The organism is Gemmatimonas phototrophica, from assembly GCF_000695095.2.
In the GTDB taxonomy this organism is placed as follows: Bacteria; Gemmatimonadota; Gemmatimonadetes; order Gemmatimonadales; family Gemmatimonadaceae; genus Gemmatimonas; species Gemmatimonas phototrophica.
This window is the reverse complement of sequence record NZ_CP011454.1, coordinates 196,949-210,016: the sequence shown is the minus strand read 5'-3', so window position 1 is coordinate 210,016 and position 13,068 is coordinate 196,949. Positions and strand designations below refer to the sequence as shown.

Sequence of the window (13,068 nt, the reverse complement as noted above, 5' to 3'; positions counted from 1 at the left end):
GGGTGGCCTGCAACGGCCGGGTACGATCACCCTTCGGTGGACAGCGCACGAAGCCGTTCGCGGGCCGCACGGACGGCCGGCTGCAATTCGGGGTCGGCCTGCTGCCAGAGATCGACGAATGCCGCGTAGCGATCACGGGCCAGTTTCTTGTTGCCCACCTTCTCGTACAGCTCACCCAAGCGGAACAGCGTACGAGGCACGATGGCCGGACGCCAGTTCTGAAACCCCGAGCCGTATGTCGGAGGGCGCAGGGCGCGTTCGTAGGCAGCAATCGCTGAATCGGGCTGATTCAGACGTTCGAAAGCCTGTCCGAGCAGGTCACCCGAACATCCGTCACATCCCTCCGCCCCTTTTCGCGCCAATGGTACCGCCACCTCGGCACGCGATTCTGCCAAGGCCAGTTGCGCGAGACCGCGTTCCATGCTCGCGTCATCGTTCCGCCACAGCTCCGGCATGGCTTGTTCATAGCGGGCGAACAGCGCCTTTGCCTCAGTCGTTTGCCCCATGGCGGCGTACAAGCGTACCAGATCTCCCCACGGGCGACTGGCGAGTGGCAACGAGTCAAAGACGGTATTCGTCAGCGCTGATTTCGTGAGCGCGCGTGCTGCGGTGGTGTCGCCACGCAGCTGCAGATCGGTGAAGATCTCCCACAACTCCGTCCGTAGTGCAGTCCCGGGATTCTGCTGATCCCGCTGGGCCTGTCGGGCACCAATGGTACTGCGCCGCCCTTTGGCCATTTGCCCCTGCAGCCAGAAGACTTCCGCTCGGTAGAGGTGGCCCCAATAGCGGAACCCGGCTCCGCCGGCGGTGGTCAGAGAATCGCCCATGGCCAGAGCCTTGGGGAACTGATTCGTGGCGCTCGCCAGAAAGTACCCTGCCTGCCAACGCTGCGGGGAAACGGGGAATTTCTGCTGCATTTGCAGCAGCGTGCGCTCCGCCTCCTTGAACTTCCCCTGCGGAATCTGGGTGGTGACGAGATTGTAGTACGACGAGGCCGGTGCCTTGCCTGACTGCACGAGCTCAGTGAGCACGCGTTCTGATTCCGGGTAGCGCAGCAGCGCTCGCAGATAGAGGCCAATGCCGTTGCGAGCCGTCACCTCATCGGGCCATTGCACGGCAATACGCCGGTACACCGCCACTGTTTCCTCGAGGTTGCCCTGGATGGACGCATAGAGCGCCTCGCCGTAGAGCGCTTCCTTGGCTGGCAATCGATCCTTGTAGCGGAAGACCCGATCCGCCGCCTCCAATCTCCCGGTTGGATCGCCGCGCAGGTTATTCAGATCGGCGTAGATCCCGCGCCAGGCCATGGCGAAGGTGGAATCCAATGCCACGGCCTGGCGATACATAGGCAATCGATCGACGTCTTCACCCGTCTGACGGCTGCGCTCGGCGACCGAGTACAACCGCAATGCCTCGAGGGACGACGTGGACACCTTGGCCAGCGGCGCGGTGGCCCGGATGCTTCGCAGCGATTCACCGATCGCCCCACGGATGGCCCGCGACAGTGTCTCCACGGCGGGAATGATCTCCGCTGGCGTGTTGGCCGTGGCGCGCGTGGCATACAGTGTTTGTCCTTGCACATCGAGCACGCGGGCCGACAGCGCAAAGCCACCGGCGAATGGTGCGACATCGGCGGAAACCACTACCTTCGCCCCTTCACGGGCGGCCAACTCCAGAGCAATGTCGGCGGTGAGAGTACCCTGGACATCGCGCTGCATGCGCTGCAGCCCGTCACGAATCTCGGTGGGAGCCATAAGGCGCATGACCTTGGATTGCGACAGGTCGATGCGAAGCGCCTCCGTGAGTGCAACACCCAGCGTGCTGTCGGTGGTGGCATTGCCCACGTCTGCCACCAGCAGTCGATCACGTTCAGCGATGGCGCCATCCGTCAGGAGCGTGGCAAAGGGGCCAATCCCTTGTGCCTTGAGCCCATAGAGCGCACCAGCTGACGCGACCAGCACGACGCCGCTCCATGCAGTGGCCAGCAGCATGCGCTGCCGTGCCAATGTGGGAGCCACAACCACCGGGCCGGGAAGTCTCCGTCGGAACAGGTAGGTCATCACCACCGGAATCAGCGCGACTCCAAAGACGGTGGCCGCGATCCAGTCAGGGAGCCCGAAGAGCTGGCGGAGTGTCCACGTTGCGGCGGCGATGCCGAGCGTACTCAGCGCAGGCAGGACCCACCTCTTCGAGGGTGCATGGGCGCGCTGACCATGCTCAGGCGAAGGTGTAGCCATCGCTGGTGCAGTTGCCGCAGATGTGGCGTGCGCAAAACCATCGAGCAGTGGCACTAGCTCCGCGGCACTTTGAAAGCGATCGGCTGGCCGCTTGGCAAGGCACTTGAGTACGAGGGCATCGAGCGCCGGTGAGACCGCACTGCGGTAGACGCGCAACGACTCCGGTTCACGAGTCAAATGCGCCGCAATCAATGCCTGCGGGCTCGTACCGGTAAAGGGCTGCTGCCCCGCCAGCATTTCATACGCCATCACGCCGAATGCGTACAGGTCGGCGCGACCGTCCGTGAGTGGGTCGGCCATGGCCTGCTCAGGAGCCATGTAGGCAGGAGTGCCCATCGCCAAACCGATCGACGTCAGCGCCGAATGATCCGCCCCGGTTTCTGCGCCAATGTTCAGTGCCTTGGCCACACCAAAATCCGTGACCAGCGCGTGACCACTCGACAGCAGCACGTTGTCCGGCTTGATGTCGCGGTGCACCACGCCATGACCATGGGCGAAGTTGAGTGCATCGGCGACCTCCCGCAGCATGCGCGCACTGGCCTCAACGGGGAGGGCTCCCTCCCGCTGCAGGCGCATCCGCAGGGATTCGCCGCTGATGTACGGCATGATGTAATAGAGCAGATCTCCGACCGCTCCGGTGCTCAGCACCGGCACGATGTGCGGGTGTTGCAGCTTGGCCACCATCTGCATTTCACGGCGGAAGCGGTCGGTGCTTACCCCACTCGCCATTTCGGGTGGCAGCACTTTGACAACGACTTCGCGATCGAGTGCCGTTTCAACCGCCAAGAAGACACGGGACATACCGCCGCCGCCAAGCTCACGTACGACGCGATGAGTCGTGTGCAGTACTTGTCCCAGGGTATCCTGCAGTTCGCTCAATGTCAGATCCGGGAAATGGACATGGCCAATTCTGCAGCAGAGATCCGGGGGTCGGCAACTGGCATGGCACGGCCACAGCGGTTCTGGACTGCCACTGCAGTTGAGGAGCACAGCAGTTCGGGTTTCTGCGGAAAGTGCCGCCCGGCGAAGCCGGCGGGCGCTTCCATCTCCACCCCAACCGCCGTGTTCCTCAACTGCAGTGGTCGTCCAAAACCGCAGTGGCCGTCCAGAACCGCTGTGGCAGGTCCAAACCTGAACCGCCGTAGATGGAAACCCAAACCGTATGAGCAGTTGAACTCCCCACCGTTCCGGTGCAATTACCATGTGCCGTGCACCAATGCCCGCACGGTGTGGTGCCTCGCCTCTCTACATCGCGGTCCGATGCCTGCCCTTTCGCTGTCCTGCCGTCGTCTCCTTCGGGTGCCGTCGCTGCTTCTGGCGTGCGCCCTTACGGTCGCCTTACTGCCCGCCTCACCGCTCGGCGCCCAGTCGTCCGGCGTCATTCGCGGCCGGGTCATCGCCACCGCCGACAGTACGCCGCTGGCCGGTATCCATGTGCGGGTAGCCGGGAGCGCAGTGGGGGTTCTCACCGACCGGCTGGGACAGTACCGCCTCGTGATTCCCGGCGGATCCGTCCCCCTCATGTTCTTCGGCATGGGCTACCAGGCGTGGCAGACCACGGTCACGGTGCCGGCGCGCGATAGCCTTACGGTGAACGCGGCGCTCAGCACCGTCTCCGTGGTATTGCCCTCCACGCTGGTTGTGACGACCGCTTCACGTTCACCGGAGCGCATTGTCGACGCGCCCGCCGCCGTCGCCGTTGCCGACGCCATTCGACTCGCCGACGCGTCGGTCACCGGGCAACTGCCGCAGGTTCTGGCCTCCATGCCCGGCGTGTTCGCGCCACAGAACGGCATCAACGATTTCAATGTGGGCGCGCGCGGCTTCAATTCGTTCCTCACCCGCCGCGTGCTCGTGCTGCAGGATGGACGCGACCTCGCCATTCCCACGCTGTCGGCGCAGGAATGGTCGGCCATGTCGCTGCCACTCGAGGCGCTGGGACGCGCCGAGTTTGTGCGCGGGCCCGGGTCGGCGTTGTACGGGGCGAATGCGTTCAGTGGCGTGCTCAACATCATTTCGCCGGCGCCGCGTGATGCGCGCGGCTCCATGCTGGCGGTGGGCGGTGGCGAACTGGGCACGCTGCGCGCCGATGTGCAGCATGCCTCAGCCAGTGACAACGGCCGCTGGGGTTGGCGCCTCAACGCGGGATACAACCAAAGCGACAGTTGGGATGCGTCGCGCACGCAGCCCGGCGCCCTCGCGCGCGAATACGCGGCAGCCATTGATACCTCGCGCTACACCATTGCCGCGCCCCTCCCCGGCTTCGAGGTGCGCCCACTCATTGGCCAAACCAAGAGCGGCGCGCCGGGACTCCCCGGCGTCACAACCGGCACCCCCGACCCCATGTCGAGTGCGTACGGGTCGGCCCGCCTCGACTACTATCGCGAGAATGGCGCCGTGCTCACGGCCGAAGCCGGCACGGCGGAGATTCGCAATCAGGTGTTCATGACTGGTGCCGGGCGCAGTCAGATTGCCAGCGCATTGCGCCCGTGGGGCCGCGTGGCGCTCGATGCGCAGGGGTACAACCTCATGGCCTACTACTCGGGGCGTCGCTCCGGCGATCAATGGAGCCTCGCCTCCGGGTTGCCGCAGCTCGACGACGACGACATCTGGCACGTGGAAGGACAGCTCAATCGTCCCTTTGCCGGCACGCGCGGCTCGTGGGTGGCCGGTGCCTCGCTGCGCTCCGTGTCCATCGATTCCAAGGGCACCTTCCTCTCCGCGGCCGACGACGATCGCCGCGACTCCTACGCCGCGCTCTTTGGACAGCTGCGCTACAAACTCGCCCCCACGTGGGAGCTGTTGGGCGCGGCCCGCTACGACGGCAGCAATCTCTACACGGCCCAATGGTCGCCCAAGGCGGCACTGGTGTGGTCGCCCACCACATCGCAGCGGGTACGGCTCACCTGGAATCAGGCGTTCCAGACGCCCAACCCCGTCGAGCGTTTTCTTGAGCAGCCCGCGGGTGCGCCGCTTGACCTCAACGCGCTCGAGCAGGGGCTCCGCCTCTCGCCCCTTGGCCCGGCGTTGGGGGGCGTGCCCAACGGCACCCTGTTCACCAACTCGGCCGCGGTACCGGTCCTCGCCATTGGCAATCGCAACCTGGCGGTGGAAAAGGTGCGCAGCGCAGAGCTGGGCTACAAAGGCCCGCTCGGCGGTAAAGGCTTTGTCACCGTCGACGCGTATTACAGCACCCTCACGAATTTCGTGACGAATCTGATGGCCGGCGCCAACCCGCTGTACGCCCCGTGGACGGCACCCAGTGCGGTGCCCGAGGCCGCGCGCAGCGCGTTGCAGAGCGCCGCCCTCGGTGTGCTGGGACCCGGGCTCACCCGTTTGCCCAACGGCGGCAGCGCCTATGTGCTGTCACTGGGCAATGCCGGCCGTGCTACTGAGTGGGGCGGTGAACTCTCCGTGGGGTATCCGCTCTCCAGCCGGCTGACGCTCGAAGCCAACGCCGCGTATTTCCGCGCGTCAGTGCAGCGCAACACGTTTGTGGTTGGCGACACGCTGCTGGCCAATACGCCCACGCACATGGGCAACGTGACACTTACCTATCGCGCGCCGGGCGGCACCGATGCCAGCGTCACCACACGTCTGGTGGAGAGCTATGCGTGGCGCAGCGGGTTCTATAACGGGCGAGTCCCGGCCCGACAGGTGATTGATGTAGTGGCCGGTCATCAGCTGTCGCCGCGCGTACGACTGCAGCTGGTCGCCACCAACCTGCTCGATCAGCGACGCTACGAAGCGTTTGGTGCGTCGGTCATTGGGCGACGCGTGCTGGGACGCGCCACGTACACCTGGTAACTCCGGGTGTACGCGGCGCGGCGGCTCGCTACTGCAGCAGCTGGAACGAGGCCCACCACGCCACAAACATGATGGCGCCTTCCAGCACACCCAGCACAGTCGCGGTACCCAGACCACCACGATCCAGCTTGCGCAGCATGAACGGCACCGCGGCCATGAAGACAAACTCGCCCGCGGGGATGTAATACGGCACGGTGTTGAACAGCATCGCGGTGTTCTGATACGTCCAGTAGTTGGCGCTGTGCGCCAAATACTCGTACACCGGCACCATGGCGCCGCCCGCCACACCGGTAATGAGCACCGACTTGGCCAGTCCGAAGCGGTGCAGTGTGCGCCACCCCACCCAGCCAAACTGCACCAGCAGCACCGAATAGCCGGCCGGCATGTACAGAGGGCTGGTCCATACCATGGGCTCACCGCCGGGGTACGACAGCACGCCCTTCACCGACACCGAGAACCAGTCGGAGGGTAATTCGGCGATACCGGCCACCAGTCCAAAGACAAACAGCTTCAGAAAGAGGGCGTCCTTGCGGGCCAAGGCGTGCCACAACAAGAGCGCGTTGATGAGCAGCGCACTGAGGGCGGCAACCTTCCACCCCAGATGAAACCTGGCGGCCAGCAGAATGAGGGCCATCCCCAGCGCCATGGTGCCCAGCACCAACTGCCAGCGCTGGCGATCAAGCGGCGTAAGTGGAACCGCAGTATTCATGTCGCGCTCCGGTGTGGCATCACCAGCGACCAGAGTGATCGCCGCGTAACGAGCAATAGCTGAATGACTTCGTACACGATCACGTTGAGCCACGCGGCCGCGACCCACAGCAGCGGTTCCTCCACCGGCAGATTGTTCCACGGCCGAATGAAGATGCCGATCATTTGCTCCTGCTGATAATCCCAATAGCCGTAGGGAATGCCCAACGTCACCTCCCAGAGGAGCGACACAAACACCAGCAACAACATGGTCACGGCAAACGCCGGCCAGTTGATGAGCGGTCGCACCACATTGAGAAAAATGAAAATGGGCAACACGCTGCTCAACAGCAGAAAACCAAAGTACCCGGGGATGCCCGTGGAATGTGCTACCAGCACCTTGTAGGCCCAGGCGGCACCAAAGAGCGCCACGCCGGTGAGCAAGGAGCTCCAGTGCGGCTGATGCAGTTTGCTGCCACCCAGCAGGCGACGATCATCATCGCTGGCGCGATAGCGCGAGAGCCACGACTCACTGCACCACACATACGTGAGCTGAATGGCCGCAACGCCGCCAATGTAGAAAATGAACTCCTCAATGGGAATTTCACGTGCCCAGCCGCTCCCCGGCTTCCATCCCCAGAAGTACCACTCCATGGTGGAACCCTTATTGGGAAACTTGAAGAACGTGCGTCCCAGCAGGATATCGAGTGCACACCACACCGGGACGATGGCAAGCAACCCAAAGGACACCGCACGACGCTGCACCACCAGCTTCGGGTGCCGGTACAGCCACGCGCCCAGCACCAGACAGGGGAGAATGAATAGCGCGGTACTCCACGTGTATCCGTTCGGGCTGGGCTGCTGGTGGAGGTGATCCACTGCCGGCCGAGCAACCTGGACCGCATTGAGCGACAGCGCACCAGCCACCCCCAGGGTGACCAGCAACACCACCAGCATGCGCACATCGCTGCGGCTCTCCCGCTCCAGTTGCGTGGTGTGCGACTCGGACTGTTCTGTTGGCACCGTCATGACCGCGCCAGCCCCCACGCCACCGCCACATCGTGCGGCAGTTCAAACGAACGGTCGCGTGTCCCCTTGGGAAACCGGGCCAGCAAGCGCACCATATGCTCCCCGAAGTGCAAGAGCACCCAACGACCGGCCTTGGAACTGTTGAAGAACACCGCCTCCAGCTTGAGCACAAAACGCAGGAGCCGTAATGCCGGTCCGTGAAAGAGGCGCCCCCAGAAACTCTGGTTGCGTACCCCCAGCATCTTCGCCGCCTCGGGTCCACACAAATGTTCAATGAGCACCGGAGGCGCCCACTGGAGGAAGAACGGCAACTGATCGCGCACCACCCGTACCAGACTCCGAGTCATCCCCTTCGCCATGTCGCTCTCCGCCGCCTGCGTTTTCTGAATCATGGCATAGAGCGCCTCGGCATCCGCCAACGTGTGCGCCATGAGGGAGTGATGCACCCCCATCACATGCCCCACCACATTCCACGCGTGCATGATGGCTTCCTGCGCATCCTTGTCGAGTGGTACCCCAAGCCGCACCAGCGAACGCGGAATCACGTAGCCGAACGTGAGCAGCGTGTACGCCATATCCTCCTGATTGATGGGCGCCCCCCACTGCTGACGCTGCCACGGGCACTTGATCATCACCTCCGACAGTCGCAGCGCCGGGGTGTTGGGCGTCGCGTCCGAGGCATCTTGAATGAGGTGCCGCATGGTCTCATGCATCAGCCGCACCTTGAGCGCGACCTTTACACCGGGGCCCACGAGACGTCCATTCTCTTCGCGAATACCACCGGGCGACATGACCGTCACCACCATCTGTGCGGTTTCCAGCAGTCGGCGAAACACGTGGGCATCGAGCTGCTGCGTCAGATAGAGCACATGCACGCCGCGCTCCATGAGGTAGCACTCCGGCAAACTGGCGTGCAACAGCGAGGCGAGACTGAGCAGGCCGTGCTCCATGAACAGCTTCTCGCCTTCCAACAGTTTTTCCCCTCTGTACCACGACGGGACCTCGGCTGCCTGCTCCAAAAAGTCCTTCACGAGAGGCGGTATCTGGCCGTGCGGGATCCCCTCCTCCCGCACGAGCATCTGCATGAAGTCGGCAACGCGCCGCGTGCCGAGCTCGATATCGTCGGCAAGGCCAAAGGCGGCGCTCACGGCACCAGCGGCCAATGGGTCACCCCACTGGCGGGCCTCACCGAGTGATTCAACCGTCCACGTGCTCTGTGTCATACGTGATCTCTGGCAATGAGCTGTTCCACCTGCTGCACTTCCCACCGCGAGCCAATGGCGGCAAACCGCTGGCGACTATCGGCCAACAGCCGGCGACGTTCGGCGCTACCGGCCGCCGCTGCCAACCCCTGAAAGGCAATGCCCCGCGCCAATTCATACGGCATGCCGAACTCCTCGGCCAGCGCCACGCCGCGCGCCAGCAGTCGGTTGGCGCGCGCCTCGGCGCCAGCCAGACTCTGGACACGACCGTGACAGAGTAACGCCCCCACTTCTCCCAGTCGGAACTGCTTGCCGAAGGCGACATGGGCTCGGGCCGCCGCGTCGGCATCACGCAGCAATTGCACGCGCTCTACCGGTGAGGCGCGCTCCAGCAACGCCACGCGCGCTTCCGAATGCGCCCAGAAGGGCTGCCAGTGAAAGGGAATCACGATGCGTGGCCCCGCCGGGTTGCCGCCCACCCGACGAATACCCAGCCCATCGGCCACCACGTCCGCCATGCGTCGCACCTGCGTCCAGTCGTTGCGACGGACCGCCAGCATGAGCGTATTGCCGTCGGCCTGCACCTGCTCCTGCGCCAGCAAATCCGGAATGCCGCGCAGCTCCTCCAGCACCTCGCCGGCGGCATCCAGTTGGCCGGTGCGCAAATGATTGCTGGAGAGAATGAGCAAGGCCCACACCCGTCCCAAGGGACGCGAACGTTCACGCGAGGTGGTGAGCAGCAGCGCACCCATGCTGCGGTGGCCCTCGTAATCGGCGCGCGCCAGCTGTTCGTTGGCATCCACCCCAACCACCATCTCCCACTCACGCCGAAGGCCGTGGGTCTCGGCCTGCGTGCGAGCGTGCTGCAAAATGCCCGCGGCACGGGCCAGTCCGCCGGTCCACGTGGCCCACGAGCCATAAGCCACCGACGTGCGCACGCGGCCACTCATGTCACCGATGTTGGCGCCCACGCGTTCGGCCCGATCGAAGTAGCGACGCGCCAGTGGTGCGGCGCCGAGCATGGCAAAGCTGACGCCCACCAGCCCCAGCACGCGCGAGACACCGGGCACTTCGCCAAGGCGATCACCGGAATTGGCCGCGCCAAAGATCATGGCCGCCATGCCATTGGCGTTGTTGTCGCCGTATTGCACTTCGGAGATGGTGATCATCGCGAGCGCAATGTCCCGCGCGCGTCGCCACTCCGGACTATCCGCCGGGTACGGCTTGGGGGTGAGCACCAGATGCGTGAGCTGACGCAGGAGCTCGCGCAGCGCCAACCGCAGCCAGCCGCCGGACGACGCCGGCAGGGTAATGCCGAGATGCAGCAGCGCGCTCTGCATACTGTGCTGCGCGTCCTGCATTTCACCCAACCCTTCGTGCGCATCACCAAGCAAACGATACCAATGCGCCCGTTGCGTGGTATCCATGGGATATCCGCACTGCTCATCCAGCGTCAGCGCCTGCTGCAAGTGATATACGGCATCGCGAAAGGCACCCTTGCGCAGCTCTTCGTCGGCGGCTGCGGAGAGCCATCGGAAGCTGGCCGTGGTGTCGCCGGCCGCCAGAGCGTGGTAGGCCACCTGCCCCGCCATGGCACCCGGTTCATCGCCGGCGCGGGCCGCCAGCAGCGCCGCCACTTGCGCGTGCGCCTGACGCAGTTGATCGCCCACCATCATGCGATACGTGGTGTCGACGATGATCTGGTGCGCAAAGGCGTAGCCACGCTCGGTGGAGACAATGAGCTGCGCGCGAACCAATGCCGCCAGATCGTCGTTCAGCCGATCCACGCGCTCCGCAACCGGATGGATGGTGTGCAGATCCTGTCGCGTGAACGTGAAGCCCAACACGCTCGCCATCTTGAGGAGCGCCTGCTGCGTGGCATCGAGCGCATCAATGCGATGCAACACCAGCGCTTCCATGGAGGCGGGTAGTGCCATGCGCGAGAGCGCGTCAGCGGTCGGCGCGCGCACCACCAATCCGTCAGCCACTTCCACCGCGCCCTGCTGCACGAGCGACAGCGCGAGCTCGCGCGCGAAGAAAGGATTACCCCCCGCCTGCGTCTGCAGCCATTGACCAATGGCGGCGGGCAATCGGCGAACCCCCAGCGCAACGGCGGCGGCCGCAGTGATGGCAGTGGTATCGAGTGCGCCGAGCACCAGGGCGGTGGTACGCGGATCATCGAGCAGCCGGCGCGCTTCGACCGGGATCGCCTGTGTTTCGCGCACCGAGAGTACCAACAGGATTCCCGAGACATCGTTCAATCCGCGCAGCGCCATGGCCCACGATTCGCCATCGCACCACTGCGCATCATCGATGATCAGCGCCAGCGTGCGCGTACCGCGATAGCGCACCAACAGATCGAGCAGCAGTCCGCGGGTTTCTTCCGCGCGTGACGTGCCATCGAGACCAGCGGTCCACTCCGTTTCCGGCAGCCCCACGGGCAACACGTCGTTGAGCAGTGGCAACCGACGCGCCACTGACTCATCACCCACCGCCATCCGCTCGGCGGTCTCGCGCCGCCGTGCGGCGTCCAGGTCGTCCTGCACGCCCAGCAGTTCCTGCACAATGGGCACCCAGGCGTGATACGAGGCGGCGCGCTGATTCCACTGCGCCTGTCCCTTGAGCACCACCGTACCGGTACGGGCTGCGGCATCGGCGAAGGCGCGCAACAGCGTACTCTTGCCCAGCCCCGGCGCCCCCTCCAGGAGCACCGTGCGCCGGCCGGCCGTGGCATCCTGCGCCACTTCCAGAAGGCGACGCAGCTCAGTGTCCCGTCCAAAGAGCGGCGTGGGCGTGCGCAGCGCGGCCTTGGTGGGGTCGTCGAGCGCCTCCAACCGGTGCGGCACCACAGCGTCGGCAAAGCCCTTCGCCAGAAGAGGCGGGAGAGGTGAAAAGCGCGCGATCGCGTGGGCGGCCTGCTGCGTGCTTTCGTCGCACACAATGGCGCCCTGCGCTTTGCCCATGAGACGCGCCGCCAGATTCACCGTGCGTCCCACCACCGCGTACTCCCGTCGCGACTCGGCGCCAATGGCACCACAAAACACCCGTCCGGTGGCAATGCCCACGGAAACGGAGCACCCCAGCGATTCGGTGGCCGTCTGCAACGCCATGGCCGCGTGGAGCGCATCCGCCGGCTGCGGTTCGCGGTCCATGGGCGGAATACCGAAAGCCGCCACGGCCACGATGCCCTTGTCGTCAATGCTGACGTGACGCACGAATCCATTGTGCTCGTGCACCACCTGCTTGAACGCTTCAGTAACGTGATGCAGCTGCTGCACCGCTTCGGGCGCCTCAAGTGAGATGCCATGCACAAGCGCAAAGAGCACCGTCACCTGGCGCGATTCCGCGAGCCACGGATCGGCCCCTTCCGTAATGCGTGTGCGGACCGACCGCGGAACCAACGCCGTCACGCTGGTGGGCTTCAGGGCAGCACGCCACTGCGTGGTGCGCGGGCGGGGTGGCGACTGCGCAGCATTCGGACGCGCCGCGGCGGTGGAGCCCAGCGCAACCGTGCCCACCCGGGCGGACGCGGCCGCCACAAAACACTCGGCCACCGCGGGGCCATAGACCACCAGTTCCGACTGGTGCATATCGCCACCAAGCCGGGCAATGGTGAAGGCACCAGCCCCTACCCCCACGCGGAGCGTGACCCCGCGCGTGAGTTCGAGCGCGAGCATGCGCTCGGCCGCTTCAATCGCTTCCTGTACGGCGGCCCATTCGTCGTGGGCATAGTTGGCCGGGAACACCGCCAGCAGCGCGTCGCCGGCAAACTGCACCACTTCACCACCCGCTTCGTGGATGAGATGCACCAGTGGCGCGAAAGTGGCGCTCAACACGCGCGACAGTTCGGCGGTCCCCTGCACGCCGTGCAGCGTCATCAGCCGCTCCGCGAGCGAGACGGAGCCGGCGATGTCCACGAACAGCGCGCCCCCGCGAGTCGTCAGATGTGCGGGATCAGCGGCGTCGCCGTCCAGCAGGGCGGCAAGCGCGACCGGCGCAAAACTTTCGAGTGGGGACGAAGAGGACACAGCGCGGGGCGACGAGGAGTAAGCGGACTGGGGTAAGCTCCCAGTCTGGTATCTGCGCGGCAAGGTCAGCATTCGACA

General features: G+C 65.0%; 6 protein-coding genes. 1 reads left to right on the top strand and 5 read right to left on the bottom strand.

Annotated elements, in window-relative coordinates:
* Positions 1-26 precede the first annotated feature (26 nt).
* Complete coding sequence (locus GEMMAAP_RS00905; protein WP_082821536.1) at positions 27-3,440, bottom strand: serine/threonine-protein kinase; 3,414 nt, start codon at positions 3,438-3,440, stop codon at positions 27-29.
* A 57-nt stretch (positions 3,441-3,497) separates the two neighbouring features.
* Here GEMMAAP_RS00905 and GEMMAAP_RS00900 point away from each other — a divergent pair, with 57 nt between their 5' ends.
* Positions 3,498-6,044: a TonB-dependent receptor gene (locus GEMMAAP_RS00900; RefSeq protein WP_158514680.1), complete on the top strand. Its 2,547-nt coding sequence runs from the start codon at positions 3,498-3,500 to the stop codon at positions 6,042-6,044.
* Positions 6,045-6,072: 28 nt separating this feature from the next.
* Here GEMMAAP_RS00900 and GEMMAAP_RS00895 read toward each other — a convergent pair whose 3' ends face one another.
* Genes GEMMAAP_RS00895 through GEMMAAP_RS00880 form a run of 4 tightly spaced genes read right to left on the bottom strand, consistent with a single transcriptional unit; the run spans position 6,073 to position 12,990 of the window.
* Complete coding sequence (locus GEMMAAP_RS00895) at positions 6,073-6,753, bottom strand: DUF6989 domain-containing protein (protein WP_026849053.1); 681 nt, start codon at positions 6,751-6,753, stop codon at positions 6,073-6,075.
* Positions 6,750-7,760 (bottom strand): hypothetical protein, encoded by a 1,011-nt coding sequence (locus GEMMAAP_RS00890; RefSeq protein ID WP_145978931.1) that lies wholly within the window; start codon positions 7,758-7,760, stop codon positions 6,750-6,752. The genes GEMMAAP_RS00895 and GEMMAAP_RS00890 overlap by 4 nt, the downstream gene beginning before the upstream one ends.
* Entirely contained in the window at positions 7,757-8,983 is a 1,227-nt protein-coding gene (locus GEMMAAP_RS00885) for an oxygenase MpaB family protein (RefSeq protein ID WP_026849051.1), read from the bottom strand. The genes GEMMAAP_RS00890 and GEMMAAP_RS00885 overlap by 4 nt, the downstream gene beginning before the upstream one ends.
* Positions 8,980-12,990, bottom strand: a complete 4,011-nt coding sequence (locus GEMMAAP_RS00880) for an AAA family ATPase (protein ID WP_026849050.1) — start codon at positions 12,988-12,990, stop codon at positions 8,980-8,982. The genes GEMMAAP_RS00885 and GEMMAAP_RS00880 overlap by 4 nt, the downstream gene beginning before the upstream one ends.
* Between the last annotated feature and the right edge of the window lie 78 nt (positions 12,991-13,068).

Excerpts from the sequence above, each read along its gene's own strand:
- GEMMAAP_RS00900 (WP_158514680.1), top strand. The coding sequence starts at position 3,498 with ATGCCTGCCCTTTCGCTGTCCTGCCGTCGTCTCCTTCGGGTGCCGTCG.
- GEMMAAP_RS00885 (WP_026849051.1), bottom strand. The coding sequence starts at position 8,983 with ATGACACAGAGCACGTGGACGGTTGAATCACTCGGTGAGGCCCGCCAG.
- GEMMAAP_RS00890 (WP_145978931.1), bottom strand. The coding sequence starts at position 7,760 with ATGACGGTGCCAACAGAACAGTCCGAGTCGCACACCACGCAACTGGAG.
- GEMMAAP_RS00895 (WP_026849053.1), bottom strand. The coding sequence starts at position 6,753 with ATGAATACTGCGGTTCCACTTACGCCGCTTGATCGCCAGCGCTGGCAG.
- GEMMAAP_RS00905 (WP_082821536.1), bottom strand. The coding sequence starts at position 3,440 with ATGGTAATTGCACCGGAACGGTGGGGAGTTCAACTGCTCATACGGTTT.